The organism is Francisella adeliensis, assembly GCF_003290445.1.
In the GTDB taxonomy this organism is placed as follows: Bacteria; Pseudomonadota; Gammaproteobacteria; order Francisellales; family Francisellaceae; genus Francisella; species Francisella adeliensis.
The window spans coordinates 130,809-156,063 of the sequence record NZ_CP021781.1 but is presented as its reverse complement, the minus strand read 5'-3'; the positions used below and the strand labels follow the sequence as shown (position 1 = coordinate 156,063).

Below are 25,255 nucleotides of genomic sequence, written 5' to 3'. Positions count from 1 at the left end.
CTACCCCTCTATTTTAACCATGTAATATATTTTATTAGCCATTCCACGATTTTCAGGAGTATCAACTACTTCTACTGTGTGGTTTATTTTTCTTAAGCCAAGACCTCTAGCAGATGCTATATGGTTTTGCTTACGGCCAATTAAGCTTTTTACTAAAGTAACTTTAAATGTTTTAGCTTCACTCATAATCAATTACCCCTGAATATCTTCAACAGATAGGCCTCTTTTATCAGCCATCTGTTCTGGTGAATTAATTTTAGCTAAGCCAGCAATAGTAGCTCTTACAACATTCACTGGATTTGTTGATCCATATGTTTTTGCTAATACGTTGTGTACACCAACAACTTCAAAAACTGAACGCATAGCACCACCAGCAATAATACCTGTACCAGCAGAAGCAGGTTGCATATAAACCTTAGAAGCTCCGTGGTTAGACATAGTAGAGTACCATAACGTATCATTATTTAAGTTTACTGATACCATGTTTCTTTTAGCGTCTTCCATAGCTTTTTGGATAGCAACAGGCACTTCTCTCGACTTACCTCTACCTATTCCTACTTTGCCTTTACCGTCACCCACAACAGTTAGTGCTGCAAAGCTCATGATTCTGCCGCCTTTAACTGTTTTAGAGTGTCTTTTGACACTAACTAATTTTTCAATTAGCTCATCGTTCTTTTTTACTTCATTAGACATAATGAATAATCACCATATTTATTTATTAAAACTGTAAGCCGTGCTCTCTAGCAGAGTCAGCCAATGCTTTTACACGACCATGATATTTAAACCCAGATCTATCAAAAGCAACTTTCTCGATACCTTTGTCTTTACAAATTTTAGCAATAGCTTCACCAACAACAATTGCTGATTGAACATTACCAGTATATTTGCATTTTTCTTTGATATCTTTTTCTACAGTAGATGCAGCAGCTAATACAGTAGAACCATCACCAGAGATCACTTGAGCATAAATATGCTTAGGTGTTCTATATACGCAAAGTCTTTCATGACCTAGCTCTCTAAGTTTAATTCTAGTACGCTTGCTACGACTTAAACGAGAAGTTTTCTTATTCATAATAATACTATCCTTTACTTCTTCTTAGCTTCTTTTTTAGCTACGTATTCGTCTTCGTAACGCACACCTTTACCTTTATAAGGCTCAGGTTTTCTATAATCTCTTATCTCAGCAGCTACTTTACCTAAAACTTCCTTATCAGCACCTTTCAGTACGATTTCTGTAGGAGTTGGAGTTTCAGCAGTTATACCTTGAGGAAGACTATAAACTACAGGATGTGAAAAACCTAAAGTTAGGTTTAAGTCAGTACCTTGAGCTTTCGCACGATAACCAACACCAATAATTTTAAGCTTTTTCTCAAAACCTTTACTAACACCTTCAACCATATTATTTAATATAGCTCTTGCAGTACCTGATTGAGCAACAGCGTTTTTACTGTTGTTATTAGGTGTGATAGTAGCTTCATTCTCAGCAACATTAAATGTTACATCTCTTGAGAAAGTTTTATTTAAAGTAGCTTTAGCTCCTTTAACCTCAACAGCATTACCAGCAGCTATACTAATTGTAACACCGCTTGGAATAGCAACAGGTTTTTTACCTATTCTTGACATATTATATCCTCCAAACTTAAGCTACATAGCCAATAATTTCGCCACCAACACCAAGCTCTCTAGCCTTTCTATCACTAACTAGACCTTTTGATGTAGAAATCATAGCAACACCAAAACCACCATATACTTTAGGTAGATCTTCGTGAGACTTATAAATTCTCAAACTTGGTCTTGATACTCTTTTAATCATTTCGATTACTGGAGCACCTGCGTGATATTTCAGCTGAACTTCAATTGAAGGATGACCTGAAGCTTGTGTGCCTTTAGCACAACCAGCAACATAACCTTCATTTACCAAAAAGTTTGCAATTTCCATTTTCATTTTTGAAAAAGGAATAGAAACCACTTCCTTCTGTGCAGAAAGACCGTTTCTCACTCTTGTAAACATATCCGCTATAGGATCTTGCATACTCATAACTTAAATTCCTTATTACCAACTAGCTTTTTTCAAACCAGGAACATCACCTGCCATTGCATACTCTCTAAGTTTATTACGGCATAAGCCAAACTTTCTGTATACAGCGTGTGGTCTACCTGTAACTTTACATCTTCTTTGCACACGAGATGCTGAAGAGTTTACTGGTAGTTTTTGCAGCTTGATATTAGCTTCCCATACTTGTTCTTCAGTAGAATTTACATCAAGAATAATAGCTTTTAGCTCAGCTCTTTTTTGAGCGTATTTAGCTACTAGTTTTTCTCTTTTCAATTCGCGCTGAATCATTCCTTTCTTTGCCATTTAGAACCTCAACAAATTAAGATTTCAAAGGGAAACCAAAAGCTTTAAGCAAAGCTCTTCCCTGATCATCATTTTTAGCAGTAGTAGTTATCGTAATATCTAAACCTCTGATAGTATCGATCTTATCGTAATCAACTTCAGGGAAAGAAATTTGCTCTTTCATACCTAAACTATAATTACCTCTACCATCAAAAGATTTAGGGCTTAGACCCCTAAAATCTCTAATTCTAGGAATAGCAATTGTTACTAGTCTATCTAAAAACTCATACATACGCTCGCCACGCAAAGTGACTTTAGCGCCTATAGGCCAACCATCACGGATTTTGAAACCCGCAATAGATTTTTTAGACTTAGTAACAACTGGCTTTTGACCAGCAATTGCAGTCAAATCATTTACAGCAAAAGTCATAACTTTTTTGTCTTTTGCAGCATCACCAACACCCATATTAAGAGTAATCTTCTCAATACGCGGCACTTCCATTATATTATCTAATTTAAGCTCTTCCTTTAACTTAGAAATAAGCTCAGATTGATAATGATCTTTTAATCTTGCCATATTAAAATCAAGTCCTATAAGTCTACAAGCTCGCCATTAGATTTAAAGTAGCGAACTTTTTTCTCATCAACAAATTTATAACCCAATCTATCAGCTTTCTCTGTAGAAGGATTAAAAATAGCTACATTAGATGCATTTAATGGAAGCTCTTTCTCAACAACTCCACCTTCAACACCAGCGTTTGGATTAGGCTTAACATGTTTTTTAACAATATTAATACCTTCAACAAGAACTAAAGAACCGCCTTTAGCGAAAGATTTAACTACGCCTCTGCGACCTTTGTCTTTTCCAGCGACTATAATTACATCATCGCCTTTTTTTAATCTATTCATTTATCTAAACCTCAATAAATAACTATAATACTTCTGGAGCTAAAGAAACAATTTTCATGAACTTCTCAGTACGAAGCTCTCTTGTTACTGGACCGAAGATACGAGTTCCCATTGGTTGGCCGTTAGCATTTAAAAGCACAGCAGCATTGCCGTCAAAACGAACCTTAGAACCATCTCCTCTACGAACACCTTTAGCAGTTCTTACAACTACAGCATCGTAAACAGATCCCTTCTTAGCTTTACCTCTAGGTGCAGCTTCTTTCACAGTTACTTTAATTACATCACCAATAGATGCATATCTGCGATGTGAACCACCTAAAACTTTAATACATTCAACTCTCTTAGCGCCACTATTATCAGCAACAGAAAGTTCAGTTTGCATCTGAATCATACAAATAACCCTTATTTATTTCATATAAGACTGTAAACACTAAATTTACAGTCTGATAAATATACCAATAAACAAAAATAAAATCAAATTTATTATTTTTCTCTATTAACGATATCTACTAAACACCACTTTTTAGTTTTTGAGTAAGGCTTAGTTTCTTTGAACTTAATCACATCGCCAGACTTACATTCATTCTTCTCATCATGAACATAATACTTAGTAGTTTTTTTGATAAACTTTCCGTATAAAGGATGCTTTACCTGTCTTTCTGCTTTTACAACTACAGTTTTATCCATAGCGTCGCTAGAAACTTTACCTTCAATTAGTCTAATTTTATCGCTCATTTCTAGGCACCTTTACTTTCTGCTATTATTGTATTTATACGAGCAATGTCTCTTTTCGCACTTTTAAATAAGTGGTTCTTTTTTAATTGCCCAGTACCCTTTTGCATACGAAGAGAAAATAATTGTTGCAATAACTCAATTTTCGCTTCCTGCAATTGGTCAATACTTTTTTCTCTAAAATCTTTTAAAGTATCTTTTCTTTTCATTTACATCACCTGCTTTTCAACAAAAGTTGTTGATACTGGTAGCTTAGCAGCAGCTCTCTGGAAAGCTTCACGTGCTAGCTCTTCTTTAACACCAGTTATTTCATATAGTACACGACCTGGTTGAATTTGAGCAACCCAATACTCAACCGAACCTTTACCTTTACCCATACGAACTTCAAGAGGTTTCTTAGTAATAGGCTTGTCTGGAAAAATTCTGATCCAAACCTTACCACCACGCTTAACATGACGGTTAATAGCTCTTCTTCCTGCTTCGATTTGACGAGCAGTAATTCTACCTCTAGATGTTGACTGAAGACCGAACTCACCGAAGTCTACTTTATTTCCTCTGTGAGCCAAGCCTCTGTTACGCATCTTATGCTGTTTACGAAACTTTGTACGCTTAGGCTGTAACATTATCTCGCTCCTTTTCTATTGTTATTTTTCTTCTGATCTAATTGACCAGGAAGAATCTCACCCTTATAGATCCAAACTTTAACACCAATAATACCGTAAGTTGTTAAAGCTGAAGCTGTAGAATAATCAACATCCGCTCTAAAAGTTTGAAGTGGTACACGACCATCTCTAGCCCATTCAGAACGAGCAATCTCAGCTCCACCTAAACGACCACTAACCATGATCTTAATACCTTTAGCCCCAGACTTCATAGCACCTTGCATAGCTTTCTTCATAGCTCTTCTGAACATTACACGCTTTTCTAATTGTTGTGCAACACTATCAGCTACTAATCTAGCATCTATTTCAGGCTTACGAATTTCTTCAATATTTATTTGAACAGGAATTCCCATCATTTTTGAAACTTCATTACGAAGCTTCTCAACGTCCTCACCCTTCTTACCAATAACAATACCTGGTCTAGCAGTGTGAATTGTGATTTTAGCATTTTGAGCTGGTCTTTCTATCTGAACTTTACTAACTGATGCAGCTGTAAGTTTTTTGTGCAAAAACTCTCTTACCTTAATATCTTCATTAAGGTTAGTAGCATAGCTAGAAGAGTCAGCATACCAAGTTGAACGCCAGTCTCTTATAATGCCTAAGCGAATACCATTAGGATTTACTTTTTGACCCATTTTTACTATACCTCTTAGTTTTTCTCAGCAACTTTCACAGTAATATGTGAAGTTCTTTTTAAAATACGATTACCACGACCTTTTGCTCTAGCTTCAAAACGCTTCATTGTAGGCCCAGCATCAACAAATGTAGTAGACACGAATAACGCATCAACATCCATTCCGTCATTATGCTCAGCATTAGCTATAGCTGAATTAAGAACTTCCTTAATTAGCACAGCAGCTTTTTTGTTACTGAATGTCAAAAGATTGATAGCTTTCTCTACAGGTAGTCCTCTGATTTGATCAGCAACTAACCTACACTTTTGAGGTGAGATTCTTGCAAATTTTAATTTAGCTTGTACTTCCATAATTACCTCAACTATTTCTTCTTAGCTTTTTTATCAGCTGCATGGCCACGATAATTACGCGTAACAGCAAACTCACCCAACTTATGACCTACCATTTCTTCAGTCATAAGTACAGGTACATGTTGCTGACCGTTGTGTACAGCTATAGTTAAACCTAACATATCTGGCACGATTAATGATCTTCTAGACCATGTTTTAATCGGCTTTTTAGAATTATTTTCTTGCGCTTCAAAAACCTTCTTTAAAAGATGATGATCTACAAAAGGTCCTTTTTTTAATGAACGAGGCACAACCTTCTCCCTAATTACTTACGTTTTTGAACAATTAACTTATTAGAGCGCTTATTACTACGCGTCTTATAACCTTTAGTAGGCATACCCCATGGGCTCACAGGGTGTCTACCACCAGAAGTACGACCTTCACCACCACCATGAGGGTGATCTACCGGGTTCATCGCAACACCTCTAACAGTAGGTCTAATGCCTCTCCAACGATTAGCACCAGCTTTACCTAAAGATTTTAAGTTATGCTCAGAGTTTGAAACAACACCGATAACAGCTCTACAATCAAGAAGAATTCTTCTCATCTCACCTGATCTTAAACGGATAATTGCATAAGCATTATCTTTTCCAACCAATTGAGCGAAAGTTCCAGCACTTCTGATCATTTGAGCACCTTTTTTAGGCTTCATTTCGATATTATGAATCACAGTACCTAGAGGAATATTTCTAAGTGGCATACAGTTACCAGCAGCTACATCTACTTTCTCACCAGAAACTATAGACATATCCTTAGTTAAACCTTTTGGTGCAATTATATATCTTCTTTCACCATCAGCATAAAGAACTAAAGCGATATTTGCACTACGGTTAGGATCGTACTCGATTCTCTCAACCTTAGCTACGATATCATCTTTGTTTCTTTTGAAATCGACAATACGATAATGCTGCTTATGTCCACCACCGTGGTGACGGACAGTAATTCTACCAGTATTATTTCTACCAGCTTTCTTATTTTTTGTATCTACTAGACCTTTGAAAGGCTTACCAGTGTGTAATTCAGTGTTTTTCACACTTACTACATGACGGCGGCCAGGTGAAGTAGGTTTGGCTTTTTTAATTTCAATCATGACTATTTAAACCTTCCTTAAATTACTCTGCACCAACAAAGTTGATATCGTGACCTTCTGCTAGTCTAACATAAGCTTTTTTCCAAGCCTTTGTTCTACCTTGAGTACGACCGAACTTACGAGCCTTACCCTTAACATTAAGAACATTCACTGACTCAACTTTAACTTCAAATAGCTGTTCAACTGAATCTTTTATTTCAAGCTTAGTCGCATCTCTTGCAACTTGAAACACTATAGTAGAATTAGCATCAGACAAGCCATAAGTTTTATCAGATACATGAGGCCTAATTACAGTTTTCAGCAATCTTTCTTGAGAACTCATACTAATTTCTCCTCTATTTCTTTTATAGCCTTCTTAGTAACAACTACATTTTCGAAGCAAATTAGAGAAACAGGATTTATTTCCACAGAATCACATACTGCTACATTTTTAAGGTTTCTAGATGAAAGATATAAATTTTCAGTAAACTCTTCAACACCAGTAACAAACATAACATCTTTAACATTCATAGAATCTACAATTGCTTTGAATTCTTTTGTTTTAGGAGTTTCTAATTTCAACTCTTCAACTATGCTCATTCTACCCGATCTTATTAGCTCAGATAAAATAGATTTCACAGCTGTTGAATACATTTTGCGATTTACTTTTTGCTTATAGCTCTTTGGCTTAGCAGCGAAAGTAACACCACCCTTTCTAAAGATAGGCGAACGGATTGTACCAGCTCTTGCTCTACCTGTACCTTTCTGTCTCCAAGGTTTTGCACCACCACCAGACACTTCTGATCTAGTTTTTTGCGCTTTAGTTCCTTGACGAGCACCTGCCATATAGGCAACTACAACCTGGTGAATAAGCGATTCATTGTAGTCAGTTGCAAAAATAGCATCTGCAACAGCTACTGAACCAGCTTCATTACCAGTTAATGATTTAATATTTAAGTCCACAATAACTCTCCGGTATATTAATATTTAATCTACTAGCTCTTTACTGCTGGTGAAACGATTATATCACCACCAACTGAACCTGGAATACCACCTCTCAAAAGCAATAAACCATTTTCTGCGTCTACTCTCACAACTTCAAGAGACTGAATAGTAACGTTTTCGCTACCCATATGTCCAGCCATCTTCTTGCCTTTGAATACACGACCCGGAGTCTGGTTTTGACCCGTTGAACCGTGTGCTCTATGAGAAACAGAGTTACCATGAGTTGCATCTTGCATAGCAAAGTTATGACGCTTAACGCCACCTTGGAAACCTTTACCTTTTGACACACCTCTTACATCGACCTTCTGGCCAGCTTCGAACATAGTTGCATCTATAGATGAACCTACTTCGTACTCATGACCTGCTTCGATAGTAAACTCCCATAAACCTCTACCTGGCTCAACATTTGCTTTCGCGAAATGACCAGCTGTAGGCTTACTTACATTAGAACGCTTTTTAAAACCAGTAGTTACCTGAATAGCGCTATACCCATCTGTCTCAGAAGTTTTAACTTGAGTAACCTTATTAGCCTCAACTTGAACAACTGTTACAGGAATAGATACGCCTTCTTTGGTAAATACACGAGTCATACCACATTTGCGACCAACTAATCCTAAAGACATTATTTAATCCTCTATTATTATTATATTAACCCTATGATTACGATTGACCATAGAGACCTAATAGTTACATTTTTGAACCGAAATTCAAAAGCGTAGCGTATATATTAGCTTAAACTGATCTGAACATCAACACCTGATGCTAAATCTAGCTTCATAAGAGCATCTACAGTTTTATCTGTAGGTTCAACTATATCGATCAATCTCTTGTGAGTTCTGATCTCATATTGATCTCTTGCCTTCTTGTTCACATGAGGAGAAATAAGTATTGTAAATCTCTCTTTGCGAACTGGTAAAGGGATTGGACCCTTAACTTGTGCGCCTGTTTTCTTAGCAGTATCAACAATTTCTTGAGTAGAAACATCAATAAGCTTATGATCAAAGGCTTTTAATCTTATTCTGATTCTTTGATTATTTATAGCCATTTTATTTTTATCCTTCTAATTATGAGTTACGAGATTTGATGATATCTTCAGCGATATTGTTTGGAACTTCAGCATACTTGCTAAACTCCATAGAGAATGATGCTCTACCTTGGCTCATTGAACGCACATTAGTTGCGTAACCAAACATTTCAGCCAATGGTACTAAAGCATTAATCACTCTACCACTTGGATTTTCATCCATACCCTCGATAATACCTCTTCTTCTGTTAAGGTCACCCATAACATCACCAAGATAGTCCTCTGGTGTTACAACTTCAACTTTCATCACAGGCTCAAGAATGCAAGCATTTGCTTTTTTAGCACCCTCTTTGATCGCCATTGATCCAGCAATTTTAAACGCCATCTCAGATGAATCCACATCATGGAATGAACCATCATATAGAGTGGCTTTTACACCAATCATTGGGTATCCAGCTAAAACACCATTAGTCATTTGCTCTTCAATACCTTTTGAAACTGAGCCAATGTATTCTTTAGGGATCACACCACCAACAATTTCATCGACGAATTCAAATACCTTGTCAGTACCATCTTCATTTTTAGCTGATAATGGCTCGAACTTAACATATACATGTCCGTACTGACCACGACCACCAGACTGACGAACAAACTTAGACTCTTGATCAACATTTGCACGAATAGTTTCTCTGTATGCTACCTGTGGATTACCAACATTAGCCTCCACCTTAAACTCACGCTTCATACGATCAACAAGAATATCTAAGTGTAACTCACCCATTCCTGAAATAATTGTTTGACCAGACTCTTCATCAGTTTTAACTCTGAAAGATGGATCTTCCGCAGCAAGTTTACCTAAAGCAATACCCATTTTCTCTTGGTCAGCCTTTGTTTTGGGCTCAACCGCAACAGATATTACCGGCTCAGGGAACTCCATTCTCTCAAGAATTACAGTCTTATCAGGATCACATAAAGTATCACCCGTAGTTACTGACTTAAGACCGATACACGCAGCTATATCGCCAGCACGAATTTCTTTGATCTCTTCACGCTTGTTAGCATGCATCTGAACAATACGACCAATACGCTCTTTCTTACCCTTAACAGAGTTATAAACAGCATCACCAGACTTAATCACACCCGAGTACACCCTCACAAAAGTAAGATTACCAACAAACGGGTCTGTTGCCAGCTTAAATGCTAAAGCTGAGAACGGCTCATCATCAGATGACTTTCTTGAAGCTGGCTCACCATCTTCAGTTTCACAGTTAATTGCAGGAACTTGGTTTGGAGCAGGTAAATAACGGATAACACCATCAAGTACAGCCTGAACACCTTTATTCTTAAACGCAGAACCACAGAAAGCAAGAACGATTTCGTTATTGATCACACGCTGACGCAGACCTTCATGAATTTCATCTTCTGTAAGCTCTTCGCCTTCAAGATACTTTTCCATCATTTCTTCATTTGCTTCAGCGGCAGCTTCAATCATTTCCATGCGAAGCTCTTCAGCCCTATCTTGAAGTTCAGCAGGGATTTCAACAAGATCATAAGTAAGACCCTTGTCTTCCTCATTCCACATGATAGCTTTCATCTTAATAAGATCAACAACACCCTTGAAATCTTCTTCGGCGCCAATGTTTAACTGAACAGGAACAACCGTTGCTTTTAAACGAGTTTTGATCTGACCAACAACTCTTTCAAAATCCGCACCAGATCTATCCATTTTGTTTACAAATACGATTCTTGGCACACCATAACGATTAGCTTGGCGCCATACAGTCTCTGACTGAGGCTCAACACCAGATGAACCACAAAACACTACTACTGCACCGTCAAGCACACGAAGTGAACGCTCTACTTCAATAGTAAAGTCAACGTGACCTGGAGTATCAATAATGTTGATACGATGCTCAGGAAACTGCTGATCCATACCAGACCAGAATGTAGTAGTAGCAGCTGAAGTAATTGTAATACCTCTTTCTTGCTCTTGCTCCATCCAGTCCATAGTAGCAGCACCATCATGAACCTCACCAATCTTATGAGAAAGACCCGTGTAAAACAAGATACGCTCTGTAGTAGTAGTTTTACCTGCATCTACATGGGCACAAATACCAATGTTTCTATATTTTTCTAAAACCGTTGTACGAGACACTATAATTTCTCCCTAATTACCATCTAAAGTGAGCAAAAGCTTTGTTAGCCTCTGCCATTTTATGAGTATCTTCTCTCTTCTTAACAGCAGATCCTCTACCTTCAACAGCTTCCATAAGTTCAGCAGCTAGTCTATCACCCATAGTGTTTTCTTTACGCTTACGCGCAGCATCTATGATCCATCTCATACCCAAAGTTTGACGACGCTCAGGTCTAACCTCTACAGGTACTTGATAAGTAGCACCACCAACACGACGAGATTTAACCTCAACATGCGGACTTATGCTTTCTAAAGCAGTTTCAAAAACTTCAACTTCATTTAATGAAGCATCTTTAGCTTTAATTCTATCAAACGCACCATAAACAATTTTTTCAGCTACTGATTTTTTACCATCTAGCATAATATGGTTAACGAACTTGGCAACAACCTGACTTTTATACTTAGGATCAGGTAGGATATCTCTTTTAGGAGCTCTATTTCTTCTTGACATTAATACACCTTCTTATATTAAAAAATTTTAAACACAAACTACGACTTAGGACGCTTAGTTCCGTACTTAGAACGGCCGTGCTTACGATCATTAACACCAGAAGTATCTAAAGCACCCCTAACGATGTGGTAACGCACACCTGGCAAATCTTTAACCCTTCCACCACGAATAAGCACAACACTGTGCTCTTGTAGGTTATGGCCTTCACCACCAATATAACTTGTTACTTCAAAGCCACTCGTTAATCTTACACGAGCCACTTTTCTAAGAGCTGAGTTGGGCTTTTTTGGAGTAGTTGTATAAACTCTCGTACAAACACCTCTTCTTTGAGGACACGCCTTCAACGCAGGAACCTTAGATTTAACAACCGATCTCTTACGAGGGTTGTTCACCAACTGATTTATAGTTGCCATTAGTTATTATTCTCCGTTTTTATTATCAGTTTTTAATTAAATTTATAACGCTACGCATAGCATAGGCCATGTGCAAAAATAGCATTAGACGATAATACTATCAAAAAAACAAATAAAAGAAAAGAAAAAGAGAAATAAATAAATTTAAAGCAATTAAGACATAGAACTTATACCAGACCAATTTTAGATAAAGCTTCTTTAGATTGTAAAATAGCAGCATCAATACTACTAGCCCTTGATAAAATTACTCCCATCCTGCGTTTACCATGAATCTCTTTTTTACCAAAAAGCCTAACTTCCGTATTGTCTACTTTTAATGCTTCTTCGACACCTTCTATCTGAGGATTCGAAGTATCTCCTTCTAAAAGAATAGCTGTGGATGCTGATGGTGCTAAAAGCTCAATTTTAGGAATAGGTAGTCCAAGTATCGCTCTTAGATGTAATTCAAACTCATTAATATTTTGTGAAGTCAGCGTTACCATGCCGGTATCATGTGGTCGTGGAGATACTTCATTAAAAAACACCTCTTCCCCTCTTATAAAAAGCTCAACACCAAAAACTCCAAAACCGCCCAAGGCTTTTGTTACTTTAGTAGCTATATGCTGAGCCTCTTCAATAGCTCCTTGTGACATAGCTTGAGGCTGCCATGACACTCTATAGTCTCCATCTTCCTGAGTGTGACCTATAGGTTCACAAAAGCTTGTACCTGCCTTATGTCTGACTGTAAGAAGAGTAATCTCATAATCAAAATCAATAAACTGCTCAACTATTACGCTTTTAGTATTGCCCCGTGCTGCACTATGAGCATATTCCCAAGCATTTTCTACACTTGCAGAATCTTTTACTATAGACTGCCCTTTACCTGATGAACTCATCACTGGTTTTACCACAAATGGTAGCTTCACTTCTTCTACAGCTTTGAAATACTCATCTTTTGTCGATGCAAATCTAAACTTTGATGTAGCTAAACCTAGCTTTTTTGATGCAAGTTGTCTTATGCCTTGTCTGTCCATGGTTAGCTTTGTAGCCATTGCACAAGGTATTACATTAAAGCCCTCTTTTTCTAGATTAACTAATACATCTGTATTTATGGCTTCTATCTCTGGGACTATGTGTGTGGGTTGCTGTTGCTTTATTAGGTTTTCAAGCTGTATTGCATCTTGCATATCTATAGTGAAACTTTGATGGGCTACTTGCATTGCAGGAGCATCTTCGTATCTATCAACTGCAACAGTTGAAATTCCTAGCCTTTGAGCAGCTATGACAAACTCTTTGCCAAGCTCTCCTGAACCGAGTAGCATTATTTTAGTACTAGAAAGTTTACTATTCACACTGTTCAATCTCTAACAAATATAATTATAATAAACATTATAGCAATATTTTAAGCATAGTGATAAGTGCTTATAGCTTCTAGAGATATGCTTGATAATTTTTTGCATTCAAGATCTGTAACTTTATCACTATCATTATTATTTTCTTCTGCTTTTTCAAAAAGATAGTTACTTGCAACAGGAGGCTTGCCATTTGTTGCAATCGTTATGTGCTGATACTTATTTGTGGAAGGAATTTTTTCACCTTTTGAATTATATAAGTGAACTAAAGCAGCCTCGACACCGAAACTTTTCGACCAACATATCTTGTATGGTTTGATAGTCATTTTATCTCGGTCTGGTGCTAACTTTTCATATTTAGCAAAGATAGTTTTATTTGGGGCGTATGTTATGGTTGTATGATCTAAATAATCATTTTCTTTCAACCCCGGATTAGAAAATTGTAACTGCCCTACTTCTTTTTCAAGCAACTCCCTAGATTGAGGAGTTAGGTCGGCTGAAATATACAGTGGTATTTTTTCAGCATAACTAATAAATGATAAAAAAACACCAATACTAAAAATAATCGTTTTGTTCATGATATACAAGTTTGAAATAGCATAGGTTCTAATATAAAAGAAAAATAAATATTTTAGAAGAGTTTTTTTATTTAGAAAATAAAATTCCCAACAACATAAGTTTCAACAACCACTTAGCTATCTGTTGTTACAATATTTATATCATTTTGCTTAATATGGAACTTATAACTTGCCATATATTTATAGTTAGCAACATCTACTGTATCATTAGCTTTTGCTATTATCCAATTCTGGCTTTCAGCATATTCTTTTAGCGTTTTACCACCAAGATAATCAACTTTTTCACTATCATTAGGGTTTACAATAACTTTCAGAGCACTACTATAATTAAGCATTTCTACATCACTTTGGCTATTACCTGCAGCTAAAATAGGCTTAGCTTTTATAATAGTTTCGATAGCATCAGCCTTACCCTCATCTTGTGGAACTGGTAAAACTATTTTATTTGTAGTTATCCCATTACTTGCTACGAATTTAGTCCCAATAATATGAGTGACAGGTATGTCTAGCTCTCTTGATAAAACACCTTGATATAAAAGCTCAGGTGAAGCACTTACAACCCAAACTTCAAAGCCATAACTTTTTAGGTTTTGAATAAGCATTTTGATATTTGGGTAAATTTTGCCTTTAAAATATTTGTTAAAAGTCTTATTACCTAAATCTGTAATTTCTTGAGGTGTCAACCCAGAAAGATAATCCACCCTTTGAGTAAGGTAATCATTTGATGTATTTGAACCAGAAGTCATATTTTTTATTAGCTCTAGTTTTTTACCCGTATGATTAAGTGCATAATCAAAAATGGCAACATCTGCAAGGTAGTATGGGACTTGCCCTATAACAGTCCCATCAGCATCAAATGTAGCAACCTTTCTGCCTTCGTAGTTTTCATATTTTTCCAAAGTCTGCTTTATTCGCTGGTTATCTTGAGCTGATATTCCCGGAACATCTTGATAAGCAGGTACTGCATAAGCAACAACTGAAATAGTTAATAAAATTAATGTGATAAGTTTTTGTTTCATGGAAGTTTTGAGTAAAGCTTATATACCACGATGATAATATATAAACTCAAACCGATAAAGATATTTACTTAGAAAATAAACAAGATTAGCATCAAGTAATTTTTATAATGAAAGGATTCTCTAGCTTATTTTAAATAGCTCTTACACTAACGTAGCGTTCAAATCTAAAGGTGTTTTTTCTGTTAAGAAGTAAATAAAAGCTAGCAACATGATTGTAACACTTACCGTTACTACACCAATCCATCCAAACACTACAAACACCCATGCTCCCAAAGCTGATGCTACAGATCCTCCCAAGAAAAAGGTAGCCATATAGATACCATTAATACGACTTCTAAGTGCGGAGTTAAGTAGAAAAATCTCTCTCTGCCCTAAAACAAGGTTTAGAGCCGTAGCAAAATCAATTAATATCGCCGCAACAGTTAGTATAAAAACAGCTACGACAGATCCTGACTGACAAAACAATGTTAACCCAAAGGATATCATTGCTATTATCATTGCATACTTGGTACCCTTTCTAACTTTGTCTTGGTCTGCCATTTTACCTGCTAAGGGGGCCGCAATAGCGCCAGCTACACCAGCCAGTGCAAATAATGCAACACCTTGATGGCTAAAATTAAATACTGGACTTAGCAACAATAATGGCGAGGCTGTCCAAAATAAGCTAAAGCAACCAAACATTGCAGCTTGATATATAGACCTTCTTCTAAGTACAGGCTCGCTTACTACAATCATTTTCATAGATTTCAAAATTTCTAAATATTTAAGGGAGTTTTTAGGGTGTCTCTCAGGCAGTTTCAACCATAAAACCATCAACAATATAAACATTAATATAGCTGAAAGAATGTAAACAAACTGCCAAGGAAGAAATTCGCTTATAAAACTAGAAGCAGGTCGTGACATCATAATACCAAGCATCAAACCACTCATCACATTTCCTACAACACGCCCTCTTTCAGTTGCTGCGGCTAAGTGAGAGACATATGGAACGATTACTTGTACAGCAACAGCACTAACTCCCAGTAATAGTGAAATAATTAAAAAAAGAGATGGTGAGGTCGTTAATGTAATAGCTATAGTTATAACTATTGAGAGAATTATCAATGAAAGAATCAATTTCTTATTTTCGTATTTATCAGCAAGGGGGACTAAGAATACTAGCCCTACCCCATAGCCTAGTTGCGTTATAGAAACTATAAAACCAGAAGATTTAAGCGACATATTTAATGTGTCGCTAATTACTGAAATAATAGTCTGGGAGTAATAAATATTTGCAACAATTACGCCACATGAAACAGCTAACAAAAAAATCAAACTTTTCGATATATTTCGCTCAACACACATTCAATTTAAGGATTAGAATTACATCTTAGAAAGATAATAGTGTACAAACTATCATTTATAAAGAAATTTATTTAGAAAAAGAGATATCTCCATCAGTATCTACATCAACGATTATTGTTTCCTCAGCTTTAAACTCACCATCAAGCAATTTCATAGCTAGAGGATTCTCTAAACTATTTTGAATCGCTCGTTTAAGTGGTCTTGCCCCAAATACAGGATCAAAACCAGCATCAGCAAGTTTATCCATAGCTTCTAGTGTAACTTCAAGCCCAATGTGTAAGTCAGCTAAACGCTTCTCTAATCGCTTGATTTGAATCTTAGCAATAGATGCAATCATCGCCTTATCTAATGGCTCAAACACTACAGTGTCATCAATTCTGTTAATAAATTCTGGTCTAAAGTGACTTAGTACCATCTCCATCACAGCAGATTTTACAGTTTCATAGTCATCACCCTGCATTTCTTGAATCTTATGCGAACCAAGGTTTGAAGTCATAACTATTACAGTGTTTTTAAAATCAACTGTACGTCCCTGTCCATCTGTAAGACGACCATCATCTAATACTTGTAGAAGTATGTTAAATACATCTGCGTGAGCTTTCTCAACTTCGTCTAGCAAAATTACAGAATATGGCTTTCTACGCACATGCTCAGTTAGATAACCACCTTGCTCATAGCCTACATACCCTGGAGGAGCCCCGATAAGTCTTGCTACAGAATGCTTCTCCATAAACTCAGACATATCTACTCTAAGCATTGCATCTTGGTCATCAAATAGAAATTCTGCTAGTGCTTTTGTAAGCTCTGTCTTACCTACACCTGTTGGGCCTAAAAACATAAATGAGCCAATTGGTCTATTTGGGTCTGACAATCCAGAACGAGATCTTCTAACCGCATTTGATACAGCTGTTATCGCTTGGTTTTGCCCTATCACTCTTTTATGCAAGAAGTCTTCCATCTGTAAGAGCTTATCTTTCTCGCCTTCCATCATCTTAGAAACTGGAATACCTGTAGCTTTTGAAACTACATCTGCAATCTCATTTTCTGTAACTGACGTTCTAACTAGCTTATTTTCACTTAAATCAGAAGCTGTCTCTTCTATCTGCTTAATCTGAGCTTCAAGCTCTGGAATTTTACCGTATTGCAGTTCTGACATCTTATTTAAGTCGCCTGCTCTTTGATACTTTTCAAGCTCAAACTTAGCTTTCTCAAGTTTTTCTTTCAGCTTGCTTGTACCTTGCATTTTTAGCTTCTCTGCTTTCCAAATCTCCTCTAAGCCCTTGTACTCAGAATCCAGACCTTTTATTTCAATCTCAAGTATCTTCAAACGCTTCTTCGTAGCATCATCTTTTTCTTTTTTAAGTTGCTCGCGCTGCATTTTTAGCTGGATAATTCTTCTATAAAGTGTTTCCATCGCTTCTGGCTTTGAGTCTATCTCCATACGAATTTGACTTGCTGCCTCATCCATCAAATCAATAGCCTTATCTGGTAGCTGTCTATCTGTTACATACCTGTGTGATAATGTAGCTGCAGCAACTATCGCAGAATCTGTAATATTTACTTTGTGATGTAGCTCATACCTTTCTTTCAGACCACGTAATATAGCAATAGTATCTTCAACCGTAGGCTCTTCTACTAACACTTTTTGGAATCTTCGTTCTAGTGCAGGATCTTTCTCTACATTTTCACGATACTCATCTAAAGTCGTTGCACCCACACACTTTAACTCTCCACGCGCCAAAGCAGGCTTAAGCATATTCCCAGCATCCATAGAACCTTCTGACTTACCAGCACCGACCATAGTATGTATTTCATCTATAAATAAAATAACATTACCATCTTGCTTAGACAGTTCTTTCAATACAGCTTTTAATCGTTCTTCAAAGTCACCTCTAAATTTTGCACCTGCTAGCAGTGCACCCATATCTAAGGATAGTACTTTTTTTCCCTTTATCCCTTCAGGAACTTCATCATTGATTATCCTTTGAGCTAAGCCCTCTACTATAGCTGTTTTACCTACCCCTGGCTCACCGATTAGTACAGGATTATTCTTAGTACGTCGCTGTAATACTTGTATAGTTCTACGGATCTCACTGTCTCTACCTATAATAGGGTCAATTTTTCCCTTCTTAGCTAGTTCAGTTAAGTCAATAGTATACTTAGCCAATGCTCCTTGCATTTCTTCTTGATTTTGACTACTCACTTTTTCTCCCCCTCGGTAATCCGCTACCGCTTTTGTGATTTTATCTTTTGTAAGCCCAAAGTTACCATACAGACTTTTTAAGCTATTATCATCCAATGACGCTAGCAAAAATACTTCACTAGCAATAAATTCATCACCATTTTTATCTGCAATTTGTTGCATTTTATGTAATGTATTTATCAGATCACGTGATGCTCCAATCTGAGGGTTGCCATCACTACCTAGTGTAGCTACAGAATCCACCTGTTTATTTATAGCTTTTATAAAAGCTTGCGTATCTATACTGCATACATTTAATATAGCACTAACTACACTATCATTTTGCTCAAGTAATGCTTTAAGTAAGTGTGCAGAATTAAATTCTGTAGCCTTTTGCTGAAACGCATAAGACTGTGCTTCTGCTAAAGCTTCTTGCAACTTTGTTGTAAATTTGTTTATATCCATCTTAACTTCCCTTTTTTATTAACTTTATACTATAGATTTAAGGGCAAATAATTTCTTTTCAAGCCATAATCTTTATATATCAATAATTAACCTACTATAAGTAAAGAATTATCATGAAGGAAACATCCACTTTTATCAAAAAAACAAAGGTGGAACTTATTTATTTGTATGCCAAAAAAAGACTATAAAACTACAGTAGGTCTATAGTAGTCTCTTAGCTTATCACGATGAGAGATTATAGTAACCAATGCTTGAGAGGATCTTTCCTCATTGTTTGTCATCCCTACCTCAAAATCTAACGTTGCCTCTGTAAAGCAGTCTAACACTTTTCTAAAGAGTTTGACTCCTATGCCTACTATTGGTGTGGATGTAGTAGCTTTTTCAATTATTTTTAATACATTTACACTCACCAAACTACTATCTCCTGCCTTCAAAGAAGCTGTTCCAGTAGATAAATCGGCTCTTAACCCTATAGTAAACTTAGCAATATTTGTATTAGTAGAGTTTTCTTGTTTTAACACTCTGAACCCAACAAACTTTTCTTTGGTGAACCCGGGAGTATTTTTACATTTATTCTGTAAATGATTATAAAGCCTACTCACATTTTTTTTGATAGCTGCATCATCTTTATTACTATTATCGACATCTATTATATCGCCTATAGAATCTTTGTCAGCCTTCCAGCAAGACTCTATAACCAGTGATGTAGTCATTCCTAGCTTTTCCACATTGCCTACAAGATCATTAAAAAGTTCAAAATCTCGCTCGTTATTGAGGTATTCTAACCATGCTACAAGTGGAACCCCACTATTAGCACATGCTGTCTGCATATTCTGCAAGCTCTCAATAAAGCCATTAAAATTAACACACCCCTCAAAAAAATGTTTAAATGCATTCTTTTCATCTTGACCATCAAACTTGATATTTTGAGTCAGTCTTTCATGGTCAAACAGACATAAGAAAGAGATAATGCTATTAATCATCTTTAAATGCTCATCTGAAACTTTAACGCCATTTAATTTTTCCTCTTTTATAAAAAGCTTTTTAAGCTCTAAGAATCTAATTAAAAAAGTACTTCTTAATCTCATAAACCTTAAGGCAGCTTTATAGCGTGTAAACTCATTTTTATTACTCGAGTTATGATAATCTGCAATTATACCAATGTATGCAGAAAACTCTTGCGATAGAGGATAATCTAATTCTGTAAGCTTATTTTTTACCCAATAGCTAAAGTCTCCTTCCGTGCCACGCCATCCTGAACTCTTCCATTGTATTTTTCTAAGATTAACAACGCCTTTTAAAGCATCATTAACAATCTTATCTAAAGTAGCATCTAACTTCTGTCTTAAGCGCAAATTACTATCTAGTCCACTATTGATATACTTTGTGCACCTTTTTACTAACGAATAAAAAATACCTATATTCAAATTGCTATTTAAATCATTATCTTTAATTATTTTAAGGATTTCTGCAATATTATTATCCGTATATGTATATTTTCTCAAATGTTCGATATAAGCAATAAAATTTTTATATACTGAGATATCAAAAGATGAGCCAAAAAAGATAGCCGAGTTAGAGCTACACTCATATTTTTCATCTTGATTTTTATCTAATAATCTTGACAGTGATATATAGCCAACATTATTTGTAGATTTAATCCCTAATGATGCTTCTGAAGCAAAAAATGCATCTACTGCATCTTGATTTTTAAAATCTTTTTTAGCATCAATCTTGTTCTCTTTAAAGTATGCCTCTATCTCTTCTCTGATATTAGCTTTACTTCGTGTATTTGCATGATCTAATGTCTTTGTTTTAGTATAGCTTTTACTTTCCTTATTTGAAGATGGTATCTCTTTCCCGACACTATCTGAAGGTACAATATCTGTAAGTGGTATGATACGACCTGAAGATACAAGACCTGTAAGTATTGAAGCTTTTTTTGAACAAAAAAATGAGTTTTGAGAATTTCCAGACATAGTTATACCCGCATCAAAATCCTGAGTATAATTAATAACTGTATTTTGAAGCAATATAGTATCCGTATTTCTCGTATCTGTAGCATCATCAAATCCAAAAATATCGGCCACATTACTTTCACTTTGTGCAAGGGATGGTGCACTAACAGAGCTGCCTGATGGAGCACTTTTAGCTTCACCAGATAGTGTTTTAAGGAATGTTTCTCTATCTAGGTTTCTACCTGCCACATCATCGATATCTATGCCGTCAACACTAAAGGAGTTAAGGTTTGCAGACTTATTTAACCCTGCAATCTTATAGTGATCTTTTAGTTGTGTGTTAGCTGTTTTCTTATCATATTCCTTAATCAAGTCTTGATGCCCATCAAGTTTGCTCGATGGCATCAAGTGTCTTTTATCGAAAGGAATTGCTAAGCTTATATTTCTAGTTTTTGAATATGACTTTCTATCAAAAATACAAAATCTTGCTTCAACCTCAGTTTTAAATGTATCTATAGTGTCATAAACAGGGTTTAATTGCTCAGACAATGTTCCTTTTCTGCTAGTAAAATCTAGCTGGATATCCTCATCATACTTTTTTATAGCTTCCCTATATTTTTTTAAGTCTTCTGAATCTTTAATCTGTAATGAGTTTGTAGAATACTCACCCTTAGCACTAGCTTCTCCTAGCTTAATATACGCTCCAGACTCAGTGGTTCTGATATTTAAAACAGGGTCAGACGGACCTTCTTTTTGTAGAGATCCTGTTATAATATTATGCCTTTGTGTTTTACCACCTTTAATAATATTTCCCGTATAAGCATGCTGAAATTTTTCAGTTGAATACCCTGCCTTTTGTGAAGAATACCCTCTATATATGTCATTAGTAAAAAACAGACGATTAATATCTTCTAGAGCTGTATTTTTTATAGTTGTATTTCCCTCAGATAAAACATTAGGTATTACCATTTTATCTGTAGTGCTGATCAGCCTATAACAAGTGCTATAGTACCTAACCTTGCCCTTAAAATTAATAAGGTTCAAAGTAGCCATTGCTGACCAGTTAGAAGCCATTATTTCAGCTATTCTATAGCCATCTTCATCAATTTTTTGTCCTTTTTCGTCATATCTAAGTTTTCCTTCACTATCTTTAGCTTGTCGTTTTTGGGCTACAGGCTTATAGCTAACACCCCCTCCAATGGTTAAATCTCCTTTGACATCTATATAGTAGCATATTCCACTCATTGCTAGATACACAGGCATAATTTTCCCTGTTGGCTTAAAGTTTTCTCCATACTCGGGCAAAGATGTCCATAAGCAGACATTACCATAACCTCGTATTGATCCTGCAAAATCTAACCCTCCAGATACTCCAGCATTAATACTAAATGGTTCTGGCGAGCTTTTATCTTCATCTAACGCGGCGCTTATAGGATTTTTTATTACATTTTTGATAGTTTTTACTAGCTTAGAAGCACTTGCTTTTAGGCTAGTGTTTATTTTAAGGATCAGAGGGTTGACTGTATTTATATATGCTATATTACTAGCCCCTAAGTCTTGGTCATTAGACTGCTTTATAAAAAATTGATACTTTTCATCTAAAGTAATATCTTTCCAGGCACCTATTCTTTTTTCACTCTTAGGAAGTCTCCAAGTACTAAAAATACTTAACTTTTGAATATCGTTTAAGTTCTTTTCATATATCTCTTTAGCAATAGCATCATAACCCTTATCCATAGCATCATTCAATGAATGTTTTTGTCTAATAACAATTTCATCCTCGAAATATGCTTGTCTAGCACGACTATTTAAGAAGTAGGCTTTCAAAAAGTCTTTTTTACCCTTAAAAAAACCATCATCCCCATATGCATGCTGTGTGCTATCCTCAAAACTATATCTTTTCACTATATCATCAACACTTTCAATTTCACTTGGGTCCGCGTTGAGTCTTTCATACTTTGCCATAAACTCTCCTTTTTTACTTTAAACTTCAAATTTTAGGTAAATTCCTAAATTTTATTTCACAAACTATAATCTCCTAAATAAAATGAAGAATTTTTAGCTGTCTTAGAAAGGTTGCTAGCCTCAATTTTTAATTTAACTCCTAGACACTCTACCTGAGCCTGCAGTTTTTGGAGTTTTTCTATTACCTCATCTAAATTGTTTTTTTGACTCGACCAAGATGAAAAAAACACCTTTATACTCACAATATGCATATACTGTCGTCGATATGTACCTAGATAAATGCTGTCAATGTATGATTTACCTACCATACTAGGTTTATTTGCCACAACCTCAATCTTTCTCTCATAATCAACTATTGTTGTATAATCTTCAGCGAGCTGCTTATAAGCCGTTGTCATAATATTTGCGATTGTTAACCTATGCTTAAAAGCCTTTAAATATATATTGTCTTTGGTCAATTGTTGGAAATAGCTGCTGCCAAAAACATATCTGTAAAGTAAATTTTTCACACCGATTTTAAGAGAGCTAAGAGCATTTGTTAAGTCGTTTTTTTCATATATAAGATATTTTTCATGAAGAGGTGCAAAGACCTTTATTTTAAAAACATTTATAGCAACATAAGTTGTTTTACCCCTACTCCAAATATCGACAATAGTCGCATCTTTGACTGTATCACCATAAACAGGCTCTAGCCTAATATTTTTAATTTTAATATGGTTGCTTATTAATATATATAACAAATTATTAACAGATAACTGTCTAACATAGGGCTTTAAATCTGCAATAATTTTTTTCATACTCTAAACCTTAAAAATCGAAAACATCATCTGTTTCATCGCCTACTTTATTATCAGCTGAAGCTTGTGCTGCTCTACCTTTGTCTTTAGAAACATTATCCATGTTCGCAAAATTAACATCGAATAAACTGTTGCTAGAGCTATCTCTTTTAACAGGCTCTTGTTGGCTCTCGTAGAAATGCTCATTTGCACTAGGCATTCCTATGACATTATTTTCGGGCATTTTCTCATAATCACTTAAAAAGCTTTCGTAATCAATTTGATACATTTTTTTAGCGATGTTCCATTGAGCACTTGTTGAATAAAAATCAATGCTTTGTTGAATTTTTTTAACCTCAGGCGCAACTTTTTTATATAATGAGAAAAACACCTCTGGAAAATATTCTTTAGGGTCAAAATCCTCCAGCAATTGTTGAATATCCTCGTAAACTATTGCTGTTTCAAAAAGCCTATCCTTATCAACCAAACTCTTTAAAACTTCTATCTTCCCTAATAAAGTCTGCCACTTATATGACTTATAATTAGAAAGAGGCATAGAAGTATCAGAGTGCTTATCTTTGTCAGCTTTTTCGGTATCTGTAGCTTCTTCATCTTGTGACTGAAGAGCTAAACTCTCCTTTTCCTTTCTATCATGTAGATATTTAAACTTATTGATCGTATTAAGAAGATTTTTTTTAAAGCTATCATCACAAATTAACCCCAGCTCTTCAAAAACACTTACAAAATCTTCCAGCTTTGTTAAAAAAACCAAATCTATTAATCTTGCATCATCATCTTCAGCTTTATAGACTTCTTGAAGGTTTGATTCCATAAACATTAAGAAGCTATGACCTGCTTTTTCAGAAAGCGTTTTTCTTTGATTTACGTTTGCTGGACTTAGTTCATTAAATGACAACTTCAAATAATCATTGTAATCAGATAATAGCTGAGATGTTTTTTCATAATCGCCAAGATGCAAACTTAGCTCACTATTAAGAGCTAAAAATAAAGTATAGATGTCTATAAACCCTTGGCTATCTATTAGCTCTACAACTTTACTTAAGTACAGCTCATACTCTGCATTTTCATATAATCCATAAAGTTTAATGTTACTTATTGGACTAATACTCTCCTTAAGCTCTAATGTCTTTCCTTTTAACTCATCGATAACCTTACTCATCTAAAAACTCCTTTAATAAACAAAATATAAAAGACTCACACCGAACAATACTAATGGAATACATAGCTTGAGAGCACTTTTCTTAAAAAAATTAGGCCCCTTTTTGGGTCTTTGAGTATTATTTGCATCATAGAACTTAGAGGTATCATAGTCGTTTTTATTTACAACCAATGAAATCTTTTTCATATATGAAAGGAAAACTCTATCAAACTTATTATCATAATACTGACCAAGAAAACCTTCATTAAGTATAAAGTACATTGTTTTATAACAGATTGAAGGGTATATCTCATCAGACAATAAGCTATCTATAATCTCAAAGACATATTCTCCTCCATCTTTTCTGTGATAATATTCCAACTGCAATAATGTCCAGTTAAAACTTGCGCTATCATTCTCATACTTAAACATGATTTTCTCATCAACATACGATAGTAATGGAAATACCACAAATTTTGAAACTGTCTCACTATATTGTTCTTGAAGCTCTTCTTGCAGAAAAAATACATTCTTACGCACTTCATCTCTAAAAAAAGCTATTCGCTCATTATCAAGCTCTGTTTCCTGAACGATCTCATTTGTTTTTTTAATCACTTTTAATACTATTTCTAATTCTTTAAGTTTGGACATATCTCG

Annotated in this window: 32 protein-coding genes; all 32 read right to left on the bottom strand. The window is 35.5% G+C overall.

Annotation, left to right across the window (positions count from 1 at the left end; translation table 11 throughout):
- Positions 1 to 186 (bottom strand): 50S ribosomal protein L30, encoded by a 186-nt coding sequence (rpmD, locus tag CDH04_RS00725; RefSeq protein ID WP_112869204.1) that lies wholly within the window; start codon positions 184 to 186, stop codon positions 1 to 3.
- Between the two features lie 6 nt (positions 187 to 192).
- Complete coding sequence (rpsE, locus tag CDH04_RS00720) at positions 193 to 693, bottom strand: 30S ribosomal protein S5 (protein WP_112869203.1); 501 nt, start codon at positions 691 to 693, stop codon at positions 193 to 195.
- 25 nt (positions 694 to 718) lie between these two features.
- Complete coding sequence (gene rplR / locus CDH04_RS00715) at positions 719 to 1,072, bottom strand: 50S ribosomal protein L18 (protein ID WP_112869202.1); 354 nt, start codon at positions 1,070 to 1,072, stop codon at positions 719 to 721.
- A gap of 14 nt (positions 1,073 to 1,086) precedes the next feature.
- Positions 1,087 to 1,623, bottom strand: a complete 537-nt coding sequence (rplF, locus tag CDH04_RS00710; RefSeq protein ID WP_112869201.1) for a 50S ribosomal protein L6 — start codon at positions 1,621 to 1,623, stop codon at positions 1,087 to 1,089.
- A gap of 16 nt (positions 1,624 to 1,639) precedes the next feature.
- The gene (rpsH, locus tag CDH04_RS00705; protein ID WP_112869200.1) at positions 1,640 to 2,038 is read right to left on the bottom strand and encodes a 30S ribosomal protein S8; all 399 of its coding nucleotides are present in this window, start codon (positions 2,036 to 2,038) and stop codon (positions 1,640 to 1,642) included.
- 15 nt (positions 2,039 to 2,053) lie between these two features.
- Positions 2,054 to 2,359, bottom strand: a complete 306-nt coding sequence (gene rpsN / locus CDH04_RS00700; protein ID WP_112869199.1) for a 30S ribosomal protein S14 — start codon at positions 2,357 to 2,359, stop codon at positions 2,054 to 2,056.
- A gap of 16 nt (positions 2,360 to 2,375) precedes the next feature.
- Positions 2,376 to 2,915: a 50S ribosomal protein L5 gene (gene rplE, locus CDH04_RS00695; RefSeq protein ID WP_112869198.1), complete on the bottom strand. Its 540-nt coding sequence runs from the start codon at positions 2,913 to 2,915 to the stop codon at positions 2,376 to 2,378.
- Positions 2,916 to 2,929: 14 nt separating this feature from the next.
- The gene (rplX, locus tag CDH04_RS00690) at positions 2,930 to 3,247 is read right to left on the bottom strand and encodes a 50S ribosomal protein L24 (RefSeq protein WP_112869197.1); all 318 of its coding nucleotides are present in this window, start codon (positions 3,245 to 3,247) and stop codon (positions 2,930 to 2,932) included.
- Positions 3,248 to 3,269: 22 nt separating this feature from the next.
- Positions 3,270 to 3,638 (bottom strand): 50S ribosomal protein L14, encoded by a 369-nt coding sequence (gene rplN, locus CDH04_RS00685; protein ID WP_112869196.1) that lies wholly within the window; start codon positions 3,636 to 3,638, stop codon positions 3,270 to 3,272.
- Positions 3,639 to 3,730: 92 nt separating this feature from the next.
- Positions 3,731 to 3,982 (bottom strand): 30S ribosomal protein S17, encoded by a 252-nt coding sequence (rpsQ, locus tag CDH04_RS00680; RefSeq protein WP_112869195.1) that lies wholly within the window; start codon positions 3,980 to 3,982, stop codon positions 3,731 to 3,733.
- A 2-nt stretch (positions 3,983 to 3,984) separates the two neighbouring features.
- Positions 3,985 to 4,188: a 50S ribosomal protein L29 gene (gene rpmC, locus CDH04_RS00675; protein WP_112869194.1), complete on the bottom strand. Its 204-nt coding sequence runs from the start codon at positions 4,186 to 4,188 to the stop codon at positions 3,985 to 3,987.
- Positions 4,189 to 4,602: a 50S ribosomal protein L16 gene (gene rplP, locus CDH04_RS00670; protein ID WP_112869193.1), complete on the bottom strand. Its 414-nt coding sequence runs from the start codon at positions 4,600 to 4,602 to the stop codon at positions 4,189 to 4,191.
- Positions 4,602 to 5,276 (bottom strand): 30S ribosomal protein S3, encoded by a 675-nt coding sequence (rpsC, locus tag CDH04_RS00665; protein ID WP_112869192.1) that lies wholly within the window; start codon positions 5,274 to 5,276, stop codon positions 4,602 to 4,604. Before rpsC ends, rplP begins: the two co-directional genes overlap by 1 nt.
- A gap of 14 nt (positions 5,277 to 5,290) precedes the next feature.
- A complete protein-coding gene (rplV, locus tag CDH04_RS00660; RefSeq protein ID WP_112869191.1) occupies positions 5,291 to 5,626 on the bottom strand; it encodes a 50S ribosomal protein L22 in 336 nt (111 codons plus the stop codon).
- An 11-nt stretch (positions 5,627 to 5,637) separates the two neighbouring features.
- Positions 5,638 to 5,916 (bottom strand): 30S ribosomal protein S19, encoded by a 279-nt coding sequence (gene rpsS / locus CDH04_RS00655; RefSeq protein WP_112869190.1) that lies wholly within the window; start codon positions 5,914 to 5,916, stop codon positions 5,638 to 5,640.
- Positions 5,917 to 5,930: 14 nt separating this feature from the next.
- Positions 5,931 to 6,755, bottom strand: coding sequence for a 50S ribosomal protein L2 (rplB, locus tag CDH04_RS00650; RefSeq protein ID WP_112869189.1), 825 nt, complete (start codon positions 6,753 to 6,755; stop codon positions 5,931 to 5,933).
- Between the two features lie 22 nt (positions 6,756 to 6,777).
- Positions 6,778 to 7,077, bottom strand: a complete 300-nt coding sequence (rplW, locus tag CDH04_RS00645) for a 50S ribosomal protein L23 (RefSeq protein WP_112869188.1) — start codon at positions 7,075 to 7,077, stop codon at positions 6,778 to 6,780.
- On the bottom strand, positions 7,074 to 7,697 hold the full coding sequence (gene rplD / locus CDH04_RS00640; RefSeq protein WP_112869187.1) for a 50S ribosomal protein L4: 624 nt from the start codon (positions 7,695 to 7,697) through the stop codon (positions 7,074 to 7,076). The genes rplW and rplD overlap by 4 nt, the downstream gene beginning before the upstream one ends.
- Positions 7,698 to 7,729: 32 nt before the next feature.
- Positions 7,730 to 8,362, bottom strand: coding sequence for a 50S ribosomal protein L3 (gene rplC, locus CDH04_RS00635; protein WP_112869186.1), 633 nt, complete (start codon positions 8,360 to 8,362; stop codon positions 7,730 to 7,732).
- 104 nt (positions 8,363 to 8,466) lie between these two features.
- The gene (gene rpsJ / locus CDH04_RS00630; RefSeq protein ID WP_096334699.1) at positions 8,467 to 8,784 is read right to left on the bottom strand and encodes a 30S ribosomal protein S10; all 318 of its coding nucleotides are present in this window, start codon (positions 8,782 to 8,784) and stop codon (positions 8,467 to 8,469) included.
- 19 nt (positions 8,785 to 8,803) lie between these two features.
- A complete protein-coding gene (gene fusA / locus CDH04_RS00625) occupies positions 8,804 to 10,918 on the bottom strand; it encodes an elongation factor G (RefSeq protein ID WP_112869185.1) in 2,115 nt (704 codons plus the stop codon).
- A gap of 16 nt (positions 10,919 to 10,934) precedes the next feature.
- A complete protein-coding gene (gene rpsG, locus CDH04_RS00620; RefSeq protein WP_112869184.1) occupies positions 10,935 to 11,408 on the bottom strand; it encodes a 30S ribosomal protein S7 in 474 nt (157 codons plus the stop codon).
- A gap of 38 nt (positions 11,409 to 11,446) precedes the next feature.
- Positions 11,447 to 11,821: a 30S ribosomal protein S12 gene (gene rpsL / locus CDH04_RS00615; RefSeq protein ID WP_112869183.1), complete on the bottom strand. Its 375-nt coding sequence runs from the start codon at positions 11,819 to 11,821 to the stop codon at positions 11,447 to 11,449.
- A 167-nt stretch (positions 11,822 to 11,988) separates the two neighbouring features.
- Positions 11,989 to 13,152, bottom strand: a complete 1,164-nt coding sequence (gene purT, locus CDH04_RS00610) for a formate-dependent phosphoribosylglycinamide formyltransferase (protein ID WP_265575277.1) — start codon at positions 13,150 to 13,152, stop codon at positions 11,989 to 11,991.
- Between the two features lie 50 nt (positions 13,153 to 13,202).
- Positions 13,203 to 13,730 (bottom strand): hypothetical protein, encoded by a 528-nt coding sequence (locus CDH04_RS00605; protein WP_112869181.1) that lies wholly within the window; start codon positions 13,728 to 13,730, stop codon positions 13,203 to 13,205.
- Between the two features lie 113 nt (positions 13,731 to 13,843).
- Positions 13,844 to 14,749, bottom strand: a complete 906-nt coding sequence (locus CDH04_RS00600; protein WP_112869180.1) for an HAD family hydrolase — start codon at positions 14,747 to 14,749, stop codon at positions 13,844 to 13,846.
- A 141-nt stretch (positions 14,750 to 14,890) separates the two neighbouring features.
- Positions 14,891 to 16,063 carry an MFS transporter gene (locus CDH04_RS00595; protein WP_234393445.1) on the bottom strand — a complete coding sequence of 391 codons (1,173 nt, stop codon included), beginning with the start codon at positions 16,061 to 16,063 and terminating at the stop codon, positions 14,891 to 14,893.
- Between the two features lie 97 nt (positions 16,064 to 16,160).
- A complete protein-coding gene (gene clpB, locus CDH04_RS00590) occupies positions 16,161 to 18,740 on the bottom strand; it encodes an ATP-dependent chaperone ClpB (protein WP_112869178.1) in 2,580 nt (859 codons plus the stop codon).
- Between the two features lie 182 nt (positions 18,741 to 18,922).
- Positions 18,923 to 22,663: a hypothetical protein gene (locus CDH04_RS00585; protein ID WP_112869177.1), complete on the bottom strand. Its 3,741-nt coding sequence runs from the start codon at positions 22,661 to 22,663 to the stop codon at positions 18,923 to 18,925.
- A 56-nt stretch (positions 22,664 to 22,719) separates the two neighbouring features.
- Positions 22,720 to 23,460 carry a type VI secretion system baseplate protein IglJ gene (gene iglJ, locus CDH04_RS00580; protein ID WP_112869176.1) on the bottom strand — a complete coding sequence of 247 codons (741 nt, stop codon included), beginning with the start codon at positions 23,458 to 23,460 and terminating at the stop codon, positions 22,720 to 22,722.
- Between the two features lie 10 nt (positions 23,461 to 23,470).
- The gene (locus CDH04_RS00575; RefSeq protein WP_112869175.1) at positions 23,471 to 24,619 is read right to left on the bottom strand and encodes a type VI secretion system protein IglI family protein; all 1,149 of its coding nucleotides are present in this window, start codon (positions 24,617 to 24,619) and stop codon (positions 23,471 to 23,473) included.
- 12 nt (positions 24,620 to 24,631) lie between these two features.
- The gene (locus CDH04_RS00570; RefSeq protein WP_112870848.1) at positions 24,632 to 25,249 is read right to left on the bottom strand and encodes a DotU family type IV/VI secretion system protein; all 618 of its coding nucleotides are present in this window, start codon (positions 25,247 to 25,249) and stop codon (positions 24,632 to 24,634) included.
- Between the last annotated feature and the right edge of the window lie 6 nt (positions 25,250 to 25,255).

Coding starts and splice junctions, on each gene's coding strand:
- rpmD (WP_112869204.1), bottom strand. CDS start 186: ATGAGTGAAGCTAAAACATTTAAAGTTACTTTAGTAAAAAGCTTAATT.
- rpsE (WP_112869203.1), bottom strand. CDS start 693: ATGTCTAATGAAGTAAAAAAGAACGATGAGCTAATTGAAAAATTAGTT.
- rplR (WP_112869202.1), bottom strand. CDS start 1,072: ATGAATAAGAAAACTTCTCGTTTAAGTCGTAGCAAGCGTACTAGAATT.
- rplF (WP_112869201.1), bottom strand. CDS start 1,623: ATGTCAAGAATAGGTAAAAAACCTGTTGCTATTCCAAGCGGTGTTACA.
- rpsH (WP_112869200.1), bottom strand. CDS start 2,038: ATGAGTATGCAAGATCCTATAGCGGATATGTTTACAAGAGTGAGAAAC.
- rpsN (WP_112869199.1), bottom strand. CDS start 2,359: ATGGCAAAGAAAGGAATGATTCAGCGCGAATTGAAAAGAGAAAAACTA.
- rplE (WP_112869198.1), bottom strand. CDS start 2,915: ATGGCAAGATTAAAAGATCATTATCAATCTGAGCTTATTTCTAAGTTA.
- rplX (WP_112869197.1), bottom strand. CDS start 3,247: ATGAATAGATTAAAAAAAGGCGATGATGTAATTATAGTCGCTGGAAAA.
- rplN (WP_112869196.1), bottom strand. CDS start 3,638: ATGATTCAGATGCAAACTGAACTTTCTGTTGCTGATAATAGTGGCGCT.
- rpsQ (WP_112869195.1), bottom strand. CDS start 3,982: ATGAGCGATAAAATTAGACTAATTGAAGGTAAAGTTTCTAGCGACGCT.
- rpmC (WP_112869194.1), bottom strand. CDS start 4,188: ATGAAAAGAAAAGATACTTTAAAAGATTTTAGAGAAAAAAGTATTGAC.
- rplP (WP_112869193.1), bottom strand. CDS start 4,602: ATGTTACAGCCTAAGCGTACAAAGTTTCGTAAACAGCATAAGATGCGT.
- rpsC (WP_112869192.1), bottom strand. CDS start 5,276: ATGGGTCAAAAAGTAAATCCTAATGGTATTCGCTTAGGCATTATAAGA.
- rplV (WP_112869191.1), bottom strand. CDS start 5,626: ATGGAAGTACAAGCTAAATTAAAATTTGCAAGAATCTCACCTCAAAAG.
- rplB (WP_112869189.1), bottom strand. CDS start 6,755: ATGATTGAAATTAAAAAAGCCAAACCTACTTCACCTGGCCGCCGTCAT.
- rplW (WP_112869188.1), bottom strand. CDS start 7,077: ATGAGTTCTCAAGAAAGATTGCTGAAAACTGTAATTAGGCCTCATGTA.
- rplC (WP_112869186.1), bottom strand. CDS start 8,362: ATGTCTTTAGGATTAGTTGGTCGCAAATGTGGTATGACTCGTGTATTT.
- rpsJ (WP_096334699.1), bottom strand. CDS start 8,784: ATGGCTATAAATAATCAAAGAATCAGAATAAGATTAAAAGCCTTTGAT.
- rpsG (WP_112869184.1), bottom strand. CDS start 11,408: ATGTCAAGAAGAAATAGAGCTCCTAAAAGAGATATCCTACCTGATCCT.
- rpsL (WP_112869183.1), bottom strand. CDS start 11,821: ATGGCAACTATAAATCAGTTGGTGAACAACCCTCGTAAGAGATCGGTT.
- CDH04_RS00605 (WP_112869181.1), bottom strand. CDS start 13,730: ATGAACAAAACGATTATTTTTAGTATTGGTGTTTTTTTATCATTTATT.
- CDH04_RS00600 (WP_112869180.1), bottom strand. CDS start 14,749: ATGAAACAAAAACTTATCACATTAATTTTATTAACTATTTCAGTTGTT.
- clpB (WP_112869178.1), bottom strand. CDS start 18,740: ATGGATATAAACAAATTTACAACAAAGTTGCAAGAAGCTTTAGCAGAA.
- CDH04_RS00585 (WP_112869177.1), bottom strand. CDS start 22,663: ATGGCAAAGTATGAAAGACTCAACGCGGACCCAAGTGAAATTGAAAGT.
- iglJ (WP_112869176.1), bottom strand. CDS start 23,460: ATGAAAAAAATTATTGCAGATTTAAAGCCCTATGTTAGACAGTTATCT.
- CDH04_RS00575 (WP_112869175.1), bottom strand. CDS start 24,619: ATGAGTAAGGTTATCGATGAGTTAAAAGGAAAGACATTAGAGCTTAAG.
- CDH04_RS00570 (WP_112870848.1), bottom strand. CDS start 25,249: ATGTCCAAACTTAAAGAATTAGAAATAGTATTAAAAGTGATTAAAAAA.